The following is an 18,468-nucleotide window of genomic DNA, read 5'->3' as shown; positions in this document are numbered from 1 at the left end:
GTGGACTCTAAGCAACACCTGTCTGGCAGGTCAATATTTTTCTGACTCAAAGGTCAAGAAATTACTCGTGTCCATGCCCGGCCGAACACAATCACCCTATTCAAAGCATAGATCGCGCCGGGCGCGGGGCTGTCTGGCGGGTCAAATAAACCGGCTTGCCCCTCTGCGCGATTACCGGTCAAGTACGCTACAATCCGCCCCTTGTGCCCAGTTCAATGATTTTGAAGGAAAACCATGACGTTCAAGGCCCCGGACAGCCTTTCCGAGCAGATTGCCGATTACCTGGCCGAACGCATCATCCGTGGCGAGCTGGCGCCAGGCGAGCGTATCCAGGAGCAGAAGGTCACCCAGGCGCTCAACGTCAGCCGCGGCTCGGTGCGCGAAGCGTTGCTCATCCTTGAGCGCCGCCACCTGGTGGCAATCCTGCCGCGCCGGGGCGCCCACGTAACCGAACTGGATGAGCGCAGCGTGCGCAGCCTGTGTTCATTGATGGGCGAGTTCTACATCCTGCTGGGCAACGCGGTTGCGCAAAAATGGCGCACCGAGGCCGACCTGCGCCCGTTTCTGGAGATCCAGCAGCGCTTGCAGCGCGCCCATGACCAGCTGGATATCAAGGCCTTCGTCGCCGACAGCTTTGCGGTAATGCGGGCGGCATACCCGTTTGCCGACAACCCGTTCCTGCAGGAAACCGTGGAAAACCTGCAACCGGCCATGAGCCGTGCCTACTACCTGTCGCTGGACCAGCGCCAGGCCAACATGATCGACTACCTCGACCTGTTCGCCCGCTTGCTCGAAGCTGTGGTCGCCCGCGATTTGCCGCGCATTCGCGAGGTGCTTACCGCCTACGGCCAGCGCAGCTGCGAACTGGTGCTGGCGGCGCTGGCCCGAGGCTGACCGATGCGGCTGAAGTGCATTCGCCTGGCCGGGTTCAAGTCGTTCGTCGACCCTACCACGGTCAACTTCCCCAGCAACATGGCGGCCGTGGTCGGCCCCAACGGCTGTGGCAAGTCCAACATCATCGACGCGGTGCGCTGGGTGATGGGCGAGAGTTCGGCGAAGAACCTGCGCGGCGAGTCGATGACCGACGTCATCTTCAACGGCTCCAGCGGCCGCAAGCCAGTCAGCCAGGCCAGCATCGAACTGGTGTTCGACAACAGCGAAACCACCCTGGTTGGCGAGTATGCCGCCTACGCCGAGATCTCGATCCGGCGCAAGGTCACCCGCGACGGGCAGAACAGCTATTACCTCAACGGCACCAAGTGCCGCCGCCGCGACATCACCGATATTTTCCTTGGTACCGGCCTGGGGCCACGCAGCTATTCGATCATCGAGCAGGGCATGATCTCCAAGCTGATCGAGGCCAAGCCCGAGGAACTGCGCAACTTCATCGAGGAAGCGGCCGGCATTTCCAAGTACAAGGAACGCCGCCGCGAAACCGAGAACCGCATCCGCCGCACCCAGGAAAACCTGGCCCGCCTGACCGACCTGCGCGAAGAGCTGGAACGCCAGCTGGAGCGCTTGCACCGCCAGGCCCAGGCGGCCGAGAAGTACCGTGAGTACAAGGCCCAGGAGCGCCAGATGAAGGCGCGCCTGTCGGCGTTGCGCTGGCGTGACCTGGATGAACGGGTGCGCCAGCGCGAGTCGGTGATTGGCGACCAGGATGTGTCCCATGAGGCGCTGGTGGCCGAGCAGCGCAATGCCGATGCCAGCATCGAGCGCCTGCGCGACGGCCATCATGAGCTGTCCGAACGCTTCAATCAGGTGCAGGGCCGCTTCTATTCGGTAGCCGGCGATATTGCCCGGGTCGAGCAGAGCATCCAGCATGGCCAGCAGCGCCTGCGCCAGTTGCAGGACGACTTCAAGGAAGCTGAGCGCACGCGGCTGGAAACCGAATCGCACCTGGGCCACGACCGCACCTTGCTGGCCACCCTTGGCGAAGAGCTGGCCATGCTCGAACCCGAGCAGGAAATGACCCTCGCCGCTGCCGAAGAAGCTGCTGCTGCCCTTGAAGAGGCCGAGTCGGGCATGCACGGCTGGCAGGAACAGTGGGACAACTTCAACAGCCGCTCCGCCGAACCGCGCCGCCAGGCTGAAGTGCAGCAGGCGCGCCTGCAACAGCTGGAAGCCAGCCTGGAGCGTCTGGCCGAGCGTCAGCGCAAGCTGGGTGAAGAGCGTGAGCAACTGGGTATCGACCCACAGGATGCCGCCATGCTCGAACTGGCTGAGCAGCTGGCCAGCAGCGAAATGCTGCTGGAAGAACTGCAACTGTCCGAAGAGCAGGTGGTGGAGCGCGTAGAAGGTGTGCGTGAGCAGCTGCATCAGGCCACCCAGGCACAGCAGCAGGCGCAAGGTGACCTGCAGCGCCTGGGCGGTCGCCTGGCCTCTCTGGAAGCCTTGCAGCAGGCAGCCCTGGAGCCGGGTGCAGGTGCGGCTGACTGGCTGCAAGGCCAGGGCCTGGAGCAAAAGCCGCGGCTGGCTGAAGGCTTGCGGGTGGAGCCGGGCTGGGAGCTGGCTGTGGAAACGGTGCTGGGTGCCGACCTGCAAGCCGTGCTGGTGGATGATTTCAATGGCCTCGATTTTGCCGCTCTGGAGCAGGGTGAATTGCGCTTGCTGGTGGCGGGCAGTGCCGGCTCATCGTTGCCCGGCAGCCTGCTGGAGAAGGTTGAAGGCCGCGTCGATCTGGCACCCTGGCTGGGCCAGATCAAACCTGTGGAAGACCTGGCTCAGGCACTGGCGCAACGTGCATCGCTTGGCGAAGGGCAGAGCCTGGTCAGCCGCGATGGTTACTGGGTTGGTCAGCACTTCCTGCGGGTTTGTCGTGGCGGTGACGCACAAGGCGGTGTGCTGGCGCGCGGGCAGGAAATCGAGCGCCTGGGCCAGGAGCAACAGGAACAGGAAGCGGCGCTGGAACAGCTGGAGCAACAGCTACAGGCCCTGCGTGAGCAGCAATTGGACCAGGAAGAGCAGCGCGAACAGCTGCGCCGCCGCAGCCAGGAAGAAAACCGCCTGCACGGCGAGCTCAAGGCCAGCCTTTCGGCCAGCCGTGCCCGCGCCGAGCAGGTCGAGCTACGCCGCCGACGCCTGCTGGAAGAGCTGGCCGAGCTGGACGAACAGCGCGCTCTGGAGCACGAGCAACTGGGTGAGTCACGCCTGTTGCTGCAAGAAGCCCTGGAGCTGATGGCCCAGGACACCGAGCAGCGCGAGCAGTTGATGGCCCGCCGCGACACCCTGCGTGAAAGCCTCGACCGGGTGCGCCAGGATGCCCGCCAGCACAAGGACCACGCCCACCAGTTGGCCGTGCGCCTGGGCTCGCTGCGTGCGCAACACGACTCCACCCGTCAGGCCCTGGAGCGCCTGGAGCAGCAGGCTGCGCGCCTGACCGAACGCCAGGAGCAACTGAGCCTTAACCTGGAGGAGGGCGAGGCGCCGCAGGAAGAGCTGCGCCTGAAGCTTGAAGAGCTGCTGGAGCGGCGCATGAGTGTCGATGAGGAAATGCGCAAGGCCCGCCTGCACATGGACGAAGCCGACCGCGAACTGCGCGACGCCGAAAAGCGCCGCACTCAGGCCGAGCAACAGGCGCTGGTGTTACGCGGCCAGCTGGAACAGTTGCGCCTGGAGTGCCAGGGCCTGGATGTGCGACGCAAGACCTTGCAGGAGCAGCTGCTGGCCGACGGCTACGACCTGCAAGGGGTTCTCGCCACCCTGGAGGCCGAGGCCACCGAACAGGGTACCGAACAGGAGCTGGAGCAGCTCGATGGGCGCATCCAGCGCCTGGGTGCAATCAACCTGGCCGCCATTGAAGAGTACGAACAGCAGTCCGAGCGCAAGCGCTACCTGGACGCCCAGGATGCCGACCTCGTCGAAGCGCTGGAGACCCTGGAAAACGTCATCCGCAAGATCGACAAGGAAACGCGCAATCGCTTCAAGGATACCTTTGATCAGATAAATGCCGGATTACAGGCACTTTTCCCAAAAGTTTTCGGTGGCGGCAGCGCTTATCTGGAACTGACGGGCGAAGATCTACTCGATACAGGGGTGACGATCATGGCGCGACCACCGGGCAAGAAGAACAGCACCATCCATCTGCTGTCCGGCGGCGAAAAGGCACTGACCGCGTTGGCGCTGGTGTTTGCCATCTTCAAGTTGAACCCCGCACCGTTCTGCATGCTCGACGAGGTCGATGCGCCGCTGGACGATGCCAACGTCGGGCGTTACGCCCGCCTGGTTAAGGAAATGAGTGAAACGGTGCAGTTCATCTACATCACCCATAACAAGATTGCCATGGAGATGGCGGACCAATTGATGGGGGTGACCATGCATGAGCCGGGCTGTTCACGTCTTGTTGCAGTTGATGTGGAGGCGGCCATGGCCATGGTCGACGCGTGATGCGTGACAATGGGGGCACATTCTGTAGCGAAATGCCCCCGCCATGTGCGACAGACGGTGTAAAGTTGTCTTTGGTCGTGCTAGCTTAATGTCACTCGTTTTTTGCGTGGGTAAAACGCCTGTCAGAACATAGAGTTGGCGCCACGTGTTAAAGGGCTTTGAACCCTTTGTTTTCAAGCATATTTTTATAGAGGCACGGGATTACATGGAAATCGGTCTGCGCGAGTGGCTGATCGTCATCGGCATCATTGTCATTGCCGGGATTCTTTTCGACGGCTGGCGCCGCATGCGCGGCGGGAAAGGCAAGTTGAAATTCCGTCTGGATCGCAGCTATTCCAACCTGCCGGACGATGAGGGTGGCGGTGCCGAGGTGCTTGGCCCGTCGCGCGTGCTGGACAACCACAAGGAGCCTGAGCTGGACGAAAGCGACTTGCCGTCGCTCAGCGCTTCCGGGCGTGATCGCGAGCGCGAGCCCAAGCCAGCCAAGGCCGGCAAGCGTGGCAAACGCACCGCCGCCGCTGACGCACAACAGGGCGACCTGAACCTGAGCGCCGAGCCGCGCGAGCCCGACCTGTTCGCTGACAGCGATGACGATTTTGACGCCGACAACACCCGTAGTAACGGTGCGGCACCTGCCAGCAGCAGCGTCAAGGAGCTGCCACCGGCCGAGGAAGTGCTGGTCATCAGCGTGATTTCCCGCGACGAAGGCGGCTTCAAAGGCCCGGCGTTGCTGCAGAACATTCTGGAAAGTGGCCTGCGCTTTGGCGAAATGGACATCTTCCACCGCCACGAGAGCATGGCCGGCCACGGCGAGGTGCTGTTCTCCATGGCCAACGCGGTCAAGCCGGGTGTGTTCGACCTGGACGACATCGACCACTTCAGTACCCGTGCCGTCAGCTTCTTCCTCGGCCTGCCGGGTCCGCGTCATCCGAAGCAGGCCTTCGACGTGATGGTGGCCGCAGCCCGCAAGCTGGCCCACGAACTGAACGGCGAGCTCAAGGACGACCAGCGCAGCGTGCTGACCGCCCAGACCATCGAGCATTATCGCCAGCGCATTGTCGAGTTCGAGCGCCGTGCGCTGACCCAGAAACGCTGACAGATCCAGACGAAAGAGCAGCCTGAGGGCGTGCTGGTCGGTTCAGGTGTTGTTGTTGCCTGTTTCGGCCCTATCGCCGGCAAGCCAGCTCCCACAGGAGTACCACTGCCTTCCAGGCCTATGGTGTACCTGTGGGAGCTGGCTTGCCGGCGATAGGGCCAGGACAGACAATTGCTAATCCAGACCCCAGACACCACTCGAGGCTGCTCTTTTGCTTTGCAAGAGAAGACAATCCCATGACCGCCGAAACCCGTATCCACGAACTGCGCGCCGAGCTGGACCAGCACAACTACCGCTACTACGTGCTCGATGAACCCAGCGTGCCCGATGCCGAATACGACCGCCTGTTCAATGAGCTGAAGGCGCTGGAAGCCGAACACCCGCACCTGGTAACACCCGACTCGCCCACCCAGCGCGTTGGCGGTGCTGCCCTGGCCGCATTCAGTCAAGTACGCCACGAAGTCCCCATGCTCAGCCTGGGCAACGCCTTCGAGGAAGCCGACCTGCGCGAGTTCGGCCGCCGCGTAGTCGAAGGCCTCGACCAGCCCGGCGCGGTCGACTACAGCTGTGAGCCCAAGCTCGACGGTTTGGCCGTGAGCCTGCTGTATCGCGATGGTAAATTGGTGCAGGGCGCCACCCGTGGCGACGGCACCACCGGCGAAGACATCAGCGCCAACGTGCGCACCGTGCGCAACATCCCGCTCAAGCTGCAGGGCGAGGGCTGGCCGGCAGTGCTCGAGGTGCGTGGCGAGGTGTACATGAGCAAGGCTGGTTTCGACCGGCTCAATGCCGCCCAGGCCGAGGCCGGCGGCAAGACCTTCGCCAATCCGCGCAACGCCGCAGCGGGCAGCCTGCGTCAGCTGGATTCGAAAATTACCGCCAGCCGCCCATTGGAGTTTTGCTGCTACGGCGTCGGCCAACTGTCCGAGAGCATCGGCGATAGCCATATCGGCATTCTTGAGCAGCTCAAGGCCTGGGGCATGCCGATCAGTCGCGAGCTCAAGCATGCGGCGGGGATCGAAGAGTGTCTGGATTACTACCGCGACATCGGCGAGCGGCGTAACAGCCTGCCGTATGAAATCGATGGCGTGGTGTTCAAGGTCAACAGCCTGGCCGCCCAGCGTGAGCTGGGCTTCCGCGCCCGTGAGCCACGCTGGGCGATTGCCCATAAGTTCCCGGCGATGGAAGAACTGACCGAAGTGCTGGACGTCGAGTTCCAGGTCGGCCGTACCGGCGCGGTAACCCCTGTGGCGCGCCTGAAGCCGGTCAAGGTGGCTGGCGTGACCGTGTCCAACGCCACCCTGCACAACATGGACGAAATCGCCCGCCTGGGCCTGCGCATTGGCGACACGGTAATTATCCGCCGCGCCGGTGATGTGATCCCGCAGGTGATGCAGGTGGTGCTGGAGCGTCGCCCGGAAGATGCGCGCCCGGTAGCAGTGCCAAGCGAGTGCCCGGTGTGTGGCTCGCAGGTCGAGCGCACCCAGCTGGTCAAGCGCAGCAAAGGCAAGGAAACCACCAGCGAAGGCGCGGTGTACCGCTGCGTCGGCCGCCTGGCCTGTGGCGCCCAGCTCAAGCAGGCGATCATTCACTACGTGTCGCGGCGCGCCATGGACATTGATGGCTTGGGTGAGAAGAGCGTCGAGCAACTGGTGGACGAAGGCCTGATCGGCTCGCCGGCTGACCTGTACAAGCTTGAGTTCGAGCAGGTTGTTGGCCTGGAAGGCTTCGCCGAGGTGTCTACCCAGAAGCTGCTCGATGCCATCGAAGCCAGCAAGCGCCCGAGCCTGGCGCGCTTCATCTACGCCCTGGGCATTCCGGATGTAGGCGAAGAGACCGCCAAGGTGCTGGCGCGCTCGCTGGGCAGCCTGGCGCGCGTGCAGCAGGCATTGCCGCAGGTGCTCACCTACTTGCCGGACATCGGCCTGGAGGTTGCCTACGAGATCCACAACTTCTTCGAAGACGAGCACAACCGCAAGGTCATCAAGCAATTGCTTGATAGCGGCATGCAGTTGCAGGACGAAGGCGAACTGGCTGCCGAGTTCGCCGCCAGCACTACCCTGGCTGGCATGATTGCCAAGCTCGATATCGCCTCGGTCGGCCCGACCGGCGCCGAAAAGCTGGTGGCCAAGCTCGACACCCTGGAGAAGATCATCGCCGCCGACGGCATCGACCTTCGCCAGGCCTTGGCGGCCAAGCAGGCTGATGCGGTGCGCGAGTTCTTCAAGGATGAAGCGAACCAGAAGCTGGCGCGGGACATCGAAGCGCAGTTGCTGGCATTCGGCATGCACTGGAGCTGCGAGAAGAAAGTTGCAGAGGGCTTGCCGCTGGCCGGCCAGACCTGGGTGCTGACCGGTACCCTGGAGCGCATGAGCCGCGACATCGCCAAGGACAAGCTGGAAAGCCTGGGCGCCAAGGTAGCCGGCTCGGTGTCTGGCAAGACCCACTGCGTGGTGGCCGGGCCTGGGGCAGGGTCCAAGCTGGCCAAGGCCAGCGAGCTTGGCGTGAAAGTGCTCGATGAAGATGCCTTCATCGCCTTCCTGGCCGGGCAGGGCATCGCCATCTAAAAGCTGAAGCCAGATCCCGGGGGCTTGCACGGTCATTGTGGGAGCGGGCATGCCCGCGAACACCGGCGAAGCCGGTGCCATACACCGCAGCGCCTGCTTCGCGGGCACGCCCGCTCCCGCAGGTAAAGTGTTCGCCCCGAGTTGGCGCTGTGCTTGTGGGGGCGACTTTCTCGCCTGCTACAGCCCCCACCCCTGACAAGTCATTGAGAAATGATGACTTTTTCTCCTCCAGAGGTTGTATCTGCCCCCAAGACCGGTACAATGGCGCCACTCGCTGCTCAGCGAGGCATGTAGTGGTGGCCCCATCGGTCCCCCCGCATTGATTACCCGTTAACCTGGTCAGGCCCGGAAGGGAGCAGCCATAGCGGGAACATCGAGTGCCGGGGTGTGGCTGGTGGGGCCGCCACCATTTCAGGCCCTTGAATTCTCAAAGGCTCATCGCCACACGTATCTTCTGTCACCTTCAGACAGGGCCGCTTGGCATTCAGTTAATGGTTTGCCGATCTCAACTCAAGTGAATGCTTGCCTTTGTGCGTGCCTTGCCGTGATAGAAAGCAAGTCCTGCCAGCAAGGACTGTGTCCATGAAGTCGTCCCCCGACCTGCCCCGGTTTCAGCAATTCACTGTGTTTTGCATTGCCTGCTTTCTGCTGTCCATAAGCTACGGCACCACCTTCCTGCTGTTGGTGAGGGTGGAGGCGTTAGGGGGCGGGGAGCGCGATGCGGGGCAGGTATTCGCTGTCGCGATGTTGAGTACCTTGCTGTCTGTTTTGGGTTCGGGGCATGTTTTGCAGCGTCTCGGCGCTGCTCGCTCGATTGCTGTCGGGGGAGTATGCCTGGTCGTTGCTTCGCTAGGCTTTGCATTGGTCTCAAGCGTGGGTGGCGCGTTGCTGGCTTGCGGCCTGATGCTTGGGGTTGGTTGGGGGCTGTTCTACACAGTAGGTCCGATCATGGTTGCCCAGATGGTCGAGCCGTCACGGCGTACCCACAGTTTTGCCCTGCTTTCCGGCAGCATGCTGACTGGCATCGGGACCGGGCCACTGTTGGGCAAGCTCGCTACTTGGGTTGCCCTGCCTTCCACGCTCGCCTTTTGGGTGGCTGCAGGCGCTGCTGCGTTGGCCGCAGCTTACTTCGCCAGGTTAGGGGCAACAGTTGCAGGTCGGCGGCCTACGGAAAAGGTTCAAGTAGGCAGGGCTAGCTCGCTTGAAGTGTTGAGTTCGCGCTCTGGCCTCTCAATTCTGATGGTAGGGCTGGGTGGGGCAATTTTCGGCACCATGGGCAGTTTCCAGACCAGCTATGCCGCCCGCCTCGGGCTCGATTACTCGATTTTCTTCATCGGCTTCATGGGCGCTGCAATTGTTTGCAGGCTGCTGCTGGCCGGCTGGGTTGTGAAGCAGCCTCCGCTGGCGACTTCGTGGGTGTTGACCGTAATCATGGCAACTGCCGTGCTGGGGTTTCACCAGTGGGTGCACAGCACTGAAAGCTACCTGGCCATGGCCATGCTCCTGGGTGTCGGCTACGGCTTGAATTACTCCGTGATAAACGGGCTGGCCGCCAACGAGGCACCGGCGGGCCTTACGGCGCAGGCGCTCCTGTTGTTCAGCTTGTCTTATTTCATTGGCGTATTCGGGTTTCCCTTTGTTGTCAGCCGGCTGATCTCGCAGCTGGGGATTGATGCAATGATGCTCAGCGTTGAAGGTGTTGCCGTGCTGGTGGTTTGCCTGAGTACGGGGCGGTGGCTGGCTTGGCGATTTTTCAAGCCTTCACTGGTCTGAATGCGGCGGAGCAGGGGTCTTGATCCTGCACACGCCGAAGTGCCAGTAACAGCGGGTACTCAGTTCTTCAGGGAAACCTGCTTGGCCTCAAGGTTCAGGCCCTTCAGGCGTTTCAACAGCGTGCTGATATTGGTACGTGCCGAACCTTCATTGGCCAGGCGCAGGCGCTTGATCGCGATAACCGAGTCGCCCACACCGGCGGTAAAGGGCGTTCGAATGATCTCCCGAAAGATAACGGTGTTCGAACTTGACTCGGTCAGCGTGTACTCAGCCTCGCAGGTGACTTCGAAATCCAGGCCAAAAATGGGTTGGTCGACGCGTAGCAGGTTGGCGCGCAGGGTATAAGCAGCGGGTGCTTCGCTAAGCAGATCGGCGCTGGCCAGCGATTGTTTGAGTGCAGCGCCAAAGTCGGGCCCGTCGATCTCGGAGGTCCAGAGCGGGTTGGTGGCATCCCCGCCATTTACTTCGGTCACCTGGATGTTGCGGTGCAAGCGCTGATCATAAAAATGCGCATCGGTTTGATCAGAGGTGACGGACATGCCGGAGATCTGGGCAGGTGAGGCGCAGCCTGTGCAGAGGGCGATAAATGCCGAGGCTAGAAGCAGGCGGAAGTAGGTCACTCGAATAGTCCTTAAGCGATAGGCCGGTAGTGCGAGACGAAGCCATGCATCGTGCATGGCTGTAACGATTGAAAGGCCGCTTTGCGCAGCATTTCAGATGCCTTTACAAGTTGTACTTTTCATCGATTTGGCGTTTGTCCAGCGTGTAACGCTTGAGGTCGATCGCATCAGACTCCAACTTGGCATCCAGTTCGTCCATGTCGTGCTTTTTCAGCGATGCAACGTGAGCTTTGGTTGCCTGGTAGTTGATGAACTCAGCAGCGTCATGCCCGCTAACTGGGTCCCAGAGTATGGAAAGCGGCCAGAACAGCAGGTTTACCACGCCAAAACCGTAGGCGCGGCCATAGAACGAACCGCCACCCGGAAGCAGGCCGAGGCCGGCAGCAAGCCCAGGGCTTTTTTCTTCAACCGCAAGGTTTCTGGCGCGATAGCTGGCAAGTTCTGACTCTTGGGCCGAATTGAGGCCGGTAGCGCAACCAGTGGTCAATGATATCAGGGCGGCAGCGGTCAGATTTCTAATTGTGGACATGCAACATTTCCTAAGTGTAAGTGCTGTTCTCGCGCACGGCTGGGCGTCGAGGCGCGTAACTTTACACTGAGTGGTGGCGCATTAGAATCATTATGCCATCATCTTGTTAAAGCGATGCATCCCTTGCTTTTTCCAAGCCCCGCCGCTGAAAGCTTCATTAGCCGTTGGAATTTCGGGCATGTCAGATGATCTTCTTCCGGGCACTGCGCCGCGTGTCGCAAGCCCTTGCTCATCGCCTGCAAGCGCTTGATCCGCGCATCCAGCTCATCTGCCTTGGCCAGCAGCATTTGCCGGTCGACTTGCAGGTCCACCAGCATCGTTCCCACCTCATCCAGCGAAAACCCCGCAGCTTGTCCCAGGGCGATCAGGGCCAGCCTGTCCGCCACATCGGCTGCAAACTGCCGCCGCTGGCCGCGCCCGGCAAGTGACTTGAGCAAGCCTTTCTTCTCGTAGTAACGCAGTGTCGAAGCGGGTACGCCTGTGCGTTTGGCGACGTCGGCAATGTCCATTTCGGGCCCTTGACTTGAAGTTGACTTCAACTTCTATGCTGCGCGGCATGGTGATGACCGTCAATCTTCGAGGGATTTTTCAATGATGATTACTGCGATGTTTACAGCTGCCTTGCCGATTGGCATCGGTGCCACGATGGTGATGGACGCGTGGGGGCTGCTGCTGAGGCGGTTGGGTGTGGCCACGTTGAACTTCGCCATGGTCGGGCGTTGGGCGGGGCATCTGCTCAAGGGGCGGGTACTGCATCAAGCGATTGCCAGAGCCGAACCGGTGCGAAATGAGCTGGTGTGGGGGTGGGTGATTCATTACGCCATCGGCGTGGTGTTCGCGATGCTGCTGGTTGTGATCGTAGGGGAGGGGTGGTTGCTGTCGCCTACGTTGGTACCAGCATTAGTAGTTGGTGTGAGTACGGTCGTGGCGCCACTTTGCTTCATGCAGCCGGCGATGGGGGCGGGGTTGTTTGCGTCCAGGACGCCGACGCCTTTACGTAACTGCCTGAAGAGCCTGGCTACGCATTTTGTGTTTGGCGTGGGGTTGTTCTTGAGTGCGGGCTTGCTGGCTTTGGTGTGAGCGCGGAGCGTTCGGTCAGAGCGCTCGCTGTATAAGCATACCTGCTATCAGCAATACCCCAGTTGAGATTACTCCGAGGTAAAAGAGGATCACACCTGTCCAAGGTGAAGACGCTCTGAGGTTGCGCATTTCTTCGGCGAACACTTCCGCTTCAATCCGCGCGCTTCTAGTGTGATCTTGGGTGGAACGGTGCATTTGCTGCTCCTTGTGGCTGTATCAATCGAAGCTCAGAGTTTGCTAGCCAGTGCCATGATGCCAACGATGGTTGTGACAACTGCTGAACCCGTTGCGATTGGGTACCAGAACGCCTCCTCCCTGAGCTTACGCGCTTCTGCTACAAATTTCTGGGTCTCGGCCCTTAGCTTGTGGCCTTCATTTTGTAACTTCTCAAGTTCGAGGTACTCACGATCATCCTGAAGCATCGGGTTGTCTTTTCAAGTTGCGGCGAATTTGCCTTGGCTGGGCTCTGACTATGTGCAATCAGGGGCAGGGGTGGAATCGCCGTCTTCCAATAAAGGGTGTAGTCCATTTCCCCTCAAGGGCATTTTCTTTGCCACTGTAAAGCTAAATGGCACCGGCTTTTCCGGTGTTCGTAGGTGAGCCCCACAGCGGGCAATGTCAGGTGTACAGCAGTCAGGGGTGAGCCACAGACATGGGCTCCTGATAGCCCGCTCCCCCATACCGCTGCACAATCCGCTCGATTTCCCCCGACTGCTTCATCCTGACCAGCGCCCGCAGCAGCCCTTGGGTCGGTATCGCCGGGTCGCTACGCACCATGCAGCCCAGGTCCTGTTCCTCCAGCACCGCCAGCACCTGCAACTGCTGATCCGCTGGCAACCCTTGGTTAAACCACTGCAAAGACAGTTGATTGCTCACTGCATGCCGGTACCGTCCCGCATGCAGTTTCTGCAGCACCAGCAACTGGCTGCGGCTGTCTTCACGGCGCAGCTTGCCCTGGTCCAGCAACGGCTGCAGCGTCGAATAGGTGTAGCCCAGCACCGTGCCAATAGCCTGCGGCGGCAGATGGTCCGGGGGCATGGGGCTGCTGTCGCCCACGCGCCCTACCAGCACGTCGCGCTGGTGGATCAGCGGGATGCTCCACACAAAATCCCTGGGCCGGTCATTGAGCCACTGCGTACTGACATAGCAGCGCACGTCGATATCCCCGCTGTTCATCGCCTCTTCCAGGCGCAGGCGGGCCATGACGTGGTATTCGGGGCGTGCGCCCACTTCCCTGGCCACGGCCTGCATCAGGTCGTACAGCAACCCTTCTACCGGCTGGTCACCTTCAATACGCACCAGCGGCATGCCCCAGCTCTCTGCCACGGAGAAACGCAGCACCGGCTGTTCAGCCAGGCTGTGAGTGGACCAGAGCAATAGCAGGGCCAGTAAACTTCGCAAAGGCGTATCCTCCCTGAACAACGCGCCTGCCTCACAGCTTAGACGACTCGCACAGGGTGCAATTTTGCCCCCGCTCCGCTAGCATTAGCGCTCTTCCGCTCTATCAGGCTACGATGGTTTTTCGATGAGTTATCAGGTTCTTGCACGTAAATGGCGTCCGCGCTCGTTCCGCGAAATGGTCGGCCAGGCCCATGTGCTCAAGGCCTTGATCAATGCCTTGGACAACCAGCGCCTGCACCATGCCTATCTGTTCACCGGTACCCGGGGCGTGGGCAAGACCACTATCGCCCGTATCATCGCCAAGTGCCTGAACTGCGAAACCGGCATCACTTCCACGCCGTGCGGCACCTGTTCGGTGTGCCGGGAGATCGATGAAGGCCGTTTCGTAGACCTTATCGAAATCGACGCCGCCAGCCGCACCAAGGTCGAAGACACCCGCGAACTGCTCGACAACGTGCAGTACGCCCCGAGTCGTGGGCGTTTCAAGGTCTACCTGATCGACGAAGTGCACATGCTCTCCACCCACTCGTTCAACGCCTTGCTCAAGACGCTGGAAGAGCCGCCGCCCTACGTCAAGTTCATTCTTGCCACCACCGACCCGCAGAAGCTGCCGGCCACGATCCTGTCGCGCTGCCTGCAGTTCTCGCTGAAGAACATGAGCCCGGAACGGGTGGTCGAGCACCTGAGCCATGTACTGGCAGAAGAGAACGTGCCGTTCGAGCCGGATGCCCTGTGGCTGTTGGGTCGCGCTGCCGATGGCTCCATGCGTGATGCCATGAGCCTGACGGACCAGGCCATTGCCTTTGGCGAAGGCAAGGTGATGGCCGCCGATGTGCGGGCCATGCTTGGCAGCCTTGACCACGGCCAGGTTTATGGCGTGCTGCAGGCGTTGCTTGAAGGCGATGCCCGGGCCTTGCTGGAGGCCGTGCGCAACCTGGCCGAGCAGGGCCCGGACTGGGCTGGCGTGCTGGCTGAAATGCTCAACGTGCTGCACCGGGTGGCCATTGCCCAGGCGCTGCCTGAGGCGGTCGATAACGGCCAGGGCGACCGTGAGCAGGTGCTGGCGCTGGCCCAGGCGCTGCCGGCCGAGGACGTGCAGTTCTATTACCAGATGGGCCTGATCGGCCGTCGTGACCTGCCGTTGGCGCCGGACCCGCGTGGCGGTTTCGAAATGGTCCTGCTACGCATGCTGGCGTTCCGCCCGGCCGATACCGACGACGCACCGAAACCGGTGCTAAAGCCAGTGGGGATCAGCCAGGCCACAGCTGATCCTGCAACACCAGTGGCAGCGACGGCAGTTGCCGTAGCGCCGCCAGCTGTTGTGGTAGAACCTGCTGCGCCACAAGTACAGGCCCCCGCGCCAGTCGAACCGCTGCCTCAGCTGGTGGCCGAACCTGTTGCGACCGTCGAGCCTGCGCCTGCTCCTGCCAGTGCACCTGCAGCAGAGCCGGTGGCAGAAGTCGTCGACCTGCCATGGGAGGAACCCGTGGCAGCGCCTGAGGCAGCGTTAGCCGAGCCAGAACCCGTGCAGGCACCGGCGCCCGTACCTGCTGCGCCAGTGCCACAGGCTGCCCCGGCCGACGATGACGAACCGCCTTTCGACCCGTCTGCCTATGCCGCCGTGGGCATGGATCGCGACGACGAGCCGCCGCTGGACGAGGACTATTACGGCGGTGAAAGCGACCCCGTCGGTTTCAGCTACCTCGACGAACTGGCCGAGCATGTCCAGGAAGAGGCGCCCAAGCCGGCAGCCCAGCCGCTGCCAGCGGCCAAGCCGGCCACGGGCCTGGCCCTGCAATGGCTGGAATTATTCCCGCAGTTGCCTGTGTCCGGGATGACAGGCAACATCGCGGCAAACTGTACGCTGATCAGCGCAGACGGCGACGACTGGCTGCTGCACCTTGACCCGGGCCAGGGTGCGCTGTTCAACAGCACCCAGCAGCGCCGCCTGAACGAGGCGCTCAACCAACACCTGGGGCGTACGCTGAACCTGCGCATCGAGCTGATCCTGCCCGAACAGGAAACCCCGGCCCAGGCTGCAGCGCGCAAACGTGCCGAGCGGCAGCAGGACGCGGTCACCTCGATCGAGCAGGATCCATTGATCCAGCAGATGATCAAGTTGTTCGGCGCCAAGGTGCGGCAGGATACTATTGAGCCTGTAGAGGCCCTGGCCAATCAGGGCCAGTAACGGATAACCATGCGGCCGGCCCTGCGCCGGGCCGCATCACATGACCCAATCGAGGTATACCCCCATGATGAAAGGTGGCATGGCCGGCCTGATGAAGCAGGCCCAGCAGATGCAGGAAAAGATGCAAAAGATGCAGGAAGAGCTGGCCAACGCCGAAGTCACCGGTCAGTCCGGTGGTGGCTTGGTGAGCGTGGTGATGACCGGTCGTCACGACGTCAAGCGCGTCAGCATCGACCAGAGCCTGATGTCGACCGAAGAGGACGACAAGGAAGTGCTTGAAGACCTGATCGCCGCCGCGCTGAACGACGCTGTGCGCAAGGTCGAGCAGAGCAGCCAGGAAAAGATGGGCGGCATGACCGCTGGCATGCAACTGCCGCCAGGCTTCAAGATGCCGTTCTAAGGGCATTGCGATACCGAAAACCGCCGCTGGCAACAGCGGCGGTTTTTTTGTGCGTACTCGCAGCCGTCGCGGTCTGCTTTTATTGTGGGAGCGGCCTAGCGTCGCGATTGGGCTGCGCAGCCGCCCCAGGGTTTCAGCTTCGCCGCATGAATTGCCGGGGCTGCTGCGCAGCCCAATCGCGACGCAAGGCCGCTCCCACAAAAAAGCAGACCGCGTAAGCTTGGGGTGAGCTGATTTGACGCCACTGCCCACGCTGGGTATAAACCGCCTCTTATTGAATTGTCAGGCCTTTCTCATGAGCTTCAGCCCCCTCATCCGCCAACTGATCGATGGCCTGCGTATTCTGCCCGGTGTCGGCCAGAAGACCGCCCAGCGCATGGCCCTGCAACTGCTCGAGCGCGACCGCAGTGGCGGCCTGCGCCTGGCCCAGGCGTTGACCCAGGCCATGGAAGGGGTGGGCCATTGCCGCCAGTGCCGCACCCTGACCGAGCAGGAGCTGTGCCCGCAATGCGCCGACGTACGCCGTGACGATACCCAACTGTGCGTGGTCGAGGGGCCAACCGATGTGTATGCGGTGGAGCAGACGGGCTACCGGGGCCGTTACTTCGTGCTCAAGGGCCACTTGTCGCCGCTGGATGGCCTGGGGCCGGAGGCGATCGGTATTCCACAGCTGATGGCGCGGATCGAGGAGCAGGGCACCTTTACCGAAGTGATCCTGGCGACCAACCCGACGGTGGAAGGGGAGGCGACGGCGCATTACATTGCGCAGTTGCTGAGTGAGAAGGGGTTGGTGGCTTCGCGGATTGCCCATGGCGTGCCGCTGGGGGGTGAGCTGGAGCTGGTCGACGGCGGTACTTTGGCCCATGCTTTTGCAGGGCGGCGGCCAATTTCGCTCTGATTTGAAATTGTCGGGGCCGCTTTGCGGCCCATTCGCGGGCTTGCCCGCTCCCACAGGTACGGCGCTGCCTTCAGGCCTGCGGCGATCCTGTGGGAGCGGGCAAGCCCGCGAATGGGGTGCAAAGCAGCCCCAAAAGCCAACTCAGTACTCGCTGAGAGAAAACTCGGTCAGGCAGAAGGTTGGCACCCCGGCCGCCTGCAACCGGCGCGACCCGTCCAGCTCCGGCAGGTCAATGATCGCTGCCGCCTCAAACACCTGCGCCCCGGTACGGCGTACCAGATTGGCAGCCGCCAGCAAGGTACCGCCCGTGGCGATCAAATCATCGAAGATCAACACCGAGTCCCCTTCACACAGGCTGTCGGCATGCACTTCCAGGAAGGCCTCGCCGTACTCGGTCTGGTAACCCTCGCTCAGCACGTCAGCCGGCAGTTTGCCTTGCTTGCGGAACAGGATCAGCGGCTTGTTCAGCTGGTGGGCGATGATCGAGCCAATCAGGAAACCCCGCGCGTCCATGGCACCGATGTGGCTGAATTCAGCCTCGACATAGCGCTCGATGAACTGGTCGGCCACATAGCGCAGCCCGCGCGGCGACTGAAACAGCGGGGTGATATCGCGGAAGATCACTCCAGGTTTGGGGAAGTCCACTACCGGGCGGATCAGGGCTTTGAGGTCGAAGGCGTCGCTGTGCATTGTTGCGGGTATCCTGGGAAAACGAATGCCCAAGTATACCCGCTAAACGCAGGCCTCAGGCCTCCATTGCGCCACCGGCCAGCGCGCACAGCTGGATCGGGTCGAGAATGTGCACTTCCTTGCCCTCGGCACGCAGCAGGCCGTTCTGCTGGAAGCGGGTGAACACCCGCGACACGGTTTCCACTGCCAGGCCCAGGTAGTTGCCGATTTCGTTGCGCGACATGCTCAGGCGGAACTGGTTGGCCGAATAACCGCGGGCGCGGAAGCGTGCCGACAGGTTGACCAGGAAGGTAGCAATGCGCTCGTCGGCGGTTTTCTTAGACAGCAGCAGCATCATTTGCTGGTCATCGCGGATTTCCCGGCTCATGACCCGCATCAGCTGGCGGCGTAGCTGCGGCAGCTGTACCGACAGTTCGTCCAGGCGTTCGAAGGGAATCTCGCACACCGACGTGGTTTCCTGGGCCTGGGCGGATACCGGGTAGGCCTCGGTGTCCATGCCCGACAGGCCGACCAGCTCGCTGGGCAGGTGGAAGCCGGTGATCTGCTCTTCGCCGCTGTCGCTGAGGCTGAAGGTTTTCAGGGCACCGGAACGTACAGCGTAGACCGAGCCGAAATTGTCACCCTGGCGGAACAGGAACTCGCCTTTCTTCAGCGGGCGACCGCGTTTGACGATTTCATCCAGTGCATCCATGTCTTCCAGGTTCAGCGAAAGAGGCAGGCACAGGGGGGCCAGGCTGCAATCCTTGCAATGGGCCTGGTTGTGTGGGCGCAGTTTGACTGGCTCGGACATTTGAATCGATCCTTGTGGGAAAGCACACATAAGTCGTAAGGGTAACTCAC

16 protein-coding genes and 1 other RNA gene are annotated in these 18,468 nt (G+C 61.7%); 10 read left to right on the top strand and 7 right to left on the bottom strand.

Translation table 11 applies throughout. From position 1 onward, the window contains the following. The first annotated feature begins 234 nt into the window (after positions 1-234). From ACFY9W_RS20295 to ACFY9W_RS20270, 6 genes are all read left to right on the top strand, one after another. On the top strand, positions 235-894 hold the full coding sequence (locus tag ACFY9W_RS20295) for a GntR family transcriptional regulator (protein ID WP_105946150.1): 660 nt from the start codon (positions 235-237) through the stop codon (positions 892-894). A gap of 3 nt (positions 895-897) precedes the next feature. Further along, entirely contained in the window at positions 898-4,386 is a 3,489-nt protein-coding gene (gene smc / locus ACFY9W_RS20290; protein WP_391133709.1) for a chromosome segregation protein SMC, read from the top strand. A 205-nt stretch (positions 4,387-4,591) separates the two neighbouring features. Continuing rightward, positions 4,592-5,482 (top strand): cell division protein ZipA, encoded by an 891-nt coding sequence (gene zipA / locus ACFY9W_RS20285; protein ID WP_391133706.1) that lies wholly within the window; start codon positions 4,592-4,594, stop codon positions 5,480-5,482. A 236-nt stretch (positions 5,483-5,718) separates the two neighbouring features. Continuing rightward, a complete protein-coding gene (gene ligA, locus ACFY9W_RS20280; protein WP_391133703.1) occupies positions 5,719-8,049 on the top strand; it encodes an NAD-dependent DNA ligase LigA in 2,331 nt (776 codons plus the stop codon). Between the two features lie 303 nt (positions 8,050-8,352). After that, an RNA gene (ffs, locus tag ACFY9W_RS20275) (signal recognition particle sRNA small type) lies at positions 8,353-8,449 on the top strand. Between the two features lie 182 nt (positions 8,450-8,631). Continuing rightward, complete coding sequence (locus ACFY9W_RS20270; RefSeq protein ID WP_391133700.1) at positions 8,632-9,822, top strand: MFS transporter; 1,191 nt, start codon at positions 8,632-8,634, stop codon at positions 9,820-9,822. Positions 9,823-9,881: 59 nt separating this feature from the next. On the opposite strand, the gene ACFY9W_RS20265 is transcribed toward ACFY9W_RS20270, so the two are convergent. From ACFY9W_RS20265 to ACFY9W_RS20255, 3 genes are all read right to left on the bottom strand, one after another. Next, complete coding sequence (locus ACFY9W_RS20265; protein WP_391133697.1) at positions 9,882-10,499, bottom strand: hypothetical protein; 618 nt, start codon at positions 10,497-10,499, stop codon at positions 9,882-9,884. Positions 10,500-10,545: 46 nt separating this feature from the next. Then, positions 10,546-10,971 (bottom strand): hypothetical protein, encoded by a 426-nt coding sequence (locus tag ACFY9W_RS20260; RefSeq protein ID WP_391133694.1) that lies wholly within the window; start codon positions 10,969-10,971, stop codon positions 10,546-10,548. A gap of 98 nt (positions 10,972-11,069) precedes the next feature. After that, positions 11,070-11,480 carry a MerR family transcriptional regulator gene (locus ACFY9W_RS20255; RefSeq protein ID WP_391133691.1) on the bottom strand — a complete coding sequence of 137 codons (411 nt, stop codon included), beginning with the start codon at positions 11,478-11,480 and terminating at the stop codon, positions 11,070-11,072. 82 nt (positions 11,481-11,562) lie between these two features. Between ACFY9W_RS20255 and ACFY9W_RS20250 the strand changes: the two genes are divergently transcribed. Next, complete coding sequence (locus tag ACFY9W_RS20250; protein WP_391133688.1) at positions 11,563-12,051, top strand: DUF2938 family protein; 489 nt, start codon at positions 11,563-11,565, stop codon at positions 12,049-12,051. A 227-nt stretch (positions 12,052-12,278) separates the two neighbouring features. Here the strand turns inward: ACFY9W_RS20250 and ACFY9W_RS20245 are convergent, their stop codons facing one another. Beyond that, the gene (locus tag ACFY9W_RS20245) at positions 12,279-12,473 is read right to left on the bottom strand and encodes a hypothetical protein (protein ID WP_391133685.1); all 195 of its coding nucleotides are present in this window, start codon (positions 12,471-12,473) and stop codon (positions 12,279-12,281) included. 211 nt (positions 12,474-12,684) lie between these two features. After that, positions 12,685-13,452 carry a transporter substrate-binding domain-containing protein gene (locus tag ACFY9W_RS20240; RefSeq protein WP_391133682.1) on the bottom strand — a complete coding sequence of 256 codons (768 nt, stop codon included), beginning with the start codon at positions 13,450-13,452 and terminating at the stop codon, positions 12,685-12,687. A gap of 124 nt (positions 13,453-13,576) precedes the next feature. On the opposite strand from ACFY9W_RS20240, the gene dnaX reads away from it, so the two are divergent. The 3 genes from dnaX (at position 13,577) to recR (ending at position 16,938) form a co-directional block, all read left to right on the top strand. Further along, positions 13,577-15,640, top strand: a complete 2,064-nt coding sequence (gene dnaX / locus ACFY9W_RS20235; protein WP_391133679.1) for a DNA polymerase III subunit gamma/tau — start codon at positions 13,577-13,579, stop codon at positions 15,638-15,640. A 64-nt stretch (positions 15,641-15,704) separates the two neighbouring features. Next, positions 15,705-16,040 (top strand): YbaB/EbfC family nucleoid-associated protein, encoded by a 336-nt coding sequence (locus tag ACFY9W_RS20230; RefSeq protein WP_201199092.1) that lies wholly within the window; start codon positions 15,705-15,707, stop codon positions 16,038-16,040. Positions 16,041-16,335: 295 nt separating this feature from the next. Then, positions 16,336-16,938 carry a recombination mediator RecR gene (recR, locus tag ACFY9W_RS20225; RefSeq protein ID WP_391133675.1) on the top strand — a complete coding sequence of 201 codons (603 nt, stop codon included), beginning with the start codon at positions 16,336-16,338 and terminating at the stop codon, positions 16,936-16,938. Between the two features lie 141 nt (positions 16,939-17,079). On the opposite strand, the gene ACFY9W_RS20220 is transcribed toward recR, so the two are convergent. Further along, entirely contained in the window at positions 17,080-17,628 is a 549-nt protein-coding gene (locus ACFY9W_RS20220; RefSeq protein WP_009683910.1) for an adenine phosphoribosyltransferase, read from the bottom strand. A gap of 55 nt (positions 17,629-17,683) precedes the next feature. Next, on the bottom strand, positions 17,684-18,418 hold the full coding sequence (fnrA, locus tag ACFY9W_RS20215; protein WP_009683909.1) for a Crp/Fnr family transcriptional regulator FnrA: 735 nt from the start codon (positions 18,416-18,418) through the stop codon (positions 17,684-17,686). Between the last annotated feature and the right edge of the window lie 50 nt (positions 18,419-18,468).

Origin of the sequence: Pseudomonas sp. NPDC008258 (assembly GCF_042956345.1) — a bacterium.
GTDB lineage: Bacteria > Pseudomonadota > Gammaproteobacteria > Pseudomonadales > Pseudomonadaceae > Aquipseudomonas.
The sequence above is the reverse complement of the archived record's forward strand: the minus strand, read 5'-3'. Positions and strand labels throughout refer to the sequence as shown.

Bases quoted from the DNA above. Each gene is read 5' to 3' on its own strand.
- ACFY9W_RS20295 (WP_105946150.1), top strand. From the start codon at position 235: ATGACGTTCAAGGCCCCGGACAGCCTTTCCGAGCAGATTGCCGATTAC.
- smc (WP_391133709.1), top strand. From the start codon at position 898: ATGCGGCTGAAGTGCATTCGCCTGGCCGGGTTCAAGTCGTTCGTCGAC.
- zipA (WP_391133706.1), top strand. From the start codon at position 4,592: ATGGAAATCGGTCTGCGCGAGTGGCTGATCGTCATCGGCATCATTGTC.
- ligA (WP_391133703.1), top strand. From the start codon at position 5,719: ATGACCGCCGAAACCCGTATCCACGAACTGCGCGCCGAGCTGGACCAG.
- ACFY9W_RS20270 (WP_391133700.1), top strand. From the start codon at position 8,632: ATGAAGTCGTCCCCCGACCTGCCCCGGTTTCAGCAATTCACTGTGTTT.
- ACFY9W_RS20265 (WP_391133697.1), bottom strand. From the start codon at position 10,499: ATGCACGATGCATGGCTTCGTCTCGCACTACCGGCCTATCGCTTAAGG.
- ACFY9W_RS20260 (WP_391133694.1), bottom strand. From the start codon at position 10,971: ATGTCCACAATTAGAAATCTGACCGCTGCCGCCCTGATATCATTGACC.
- ACFY9W_RS20255 (WP_391133691.1), bottom strand. From the start codon at position 11,480: ATGGACATTGCCGACGTCGCCAAACGCACAGGCGTACCCGCTTCGACA.
- ACFY9W_RS20250 (WP_391133688.1), top strand. From the start codon at position 11,563: ATGATGATTACTGCGATGTTTACAGCTGCCTTGCCGATTGGCATCGGT.
- ACFY9W_RS20245 (WP_391133685.1), bottom strand. From the start codon at position 12,473: ATGCTTCAGGATGATCGTGAGTACCTCGAACTTGAGAAGTTACAAAAT.
- dnaX (WP_391133679.1), top strand. From the start codon at position 13,577: ATGAGTTATCAGGTTCTTGCACGTAAATGGCGTCCGCGCTCGTTCCGC.
- ACFY9W_RS20230 (WP_201199092.1), top strand. From the start codon at position 15,705: ATGATGAAAGGTGGCATGGCCGGCCTGATGAAGCAGGCCCAGCAGATG.
- recR (WP_391133675.1), top strand. From the start codon at position 16,336: ATGAGCTTCAGCCCCCTCATCCGCCAACTGATCGATGGCCTGCGTATT.
- ACFY9W_RS20220 (WP_009683910.1), bottom strand. From the start codon at position 17,628: ATGCACAGCGACGCCTTCGACCTCAAAGCCCTGATCCGCCCGGTAGTG.
- fnrA (WP_009683909.1), bottom strand. From the start codon at position 18,418: ATGTCCGAGCCAGTCAAACTGCGCCCACACAACCAGGCCCATTGCAAG.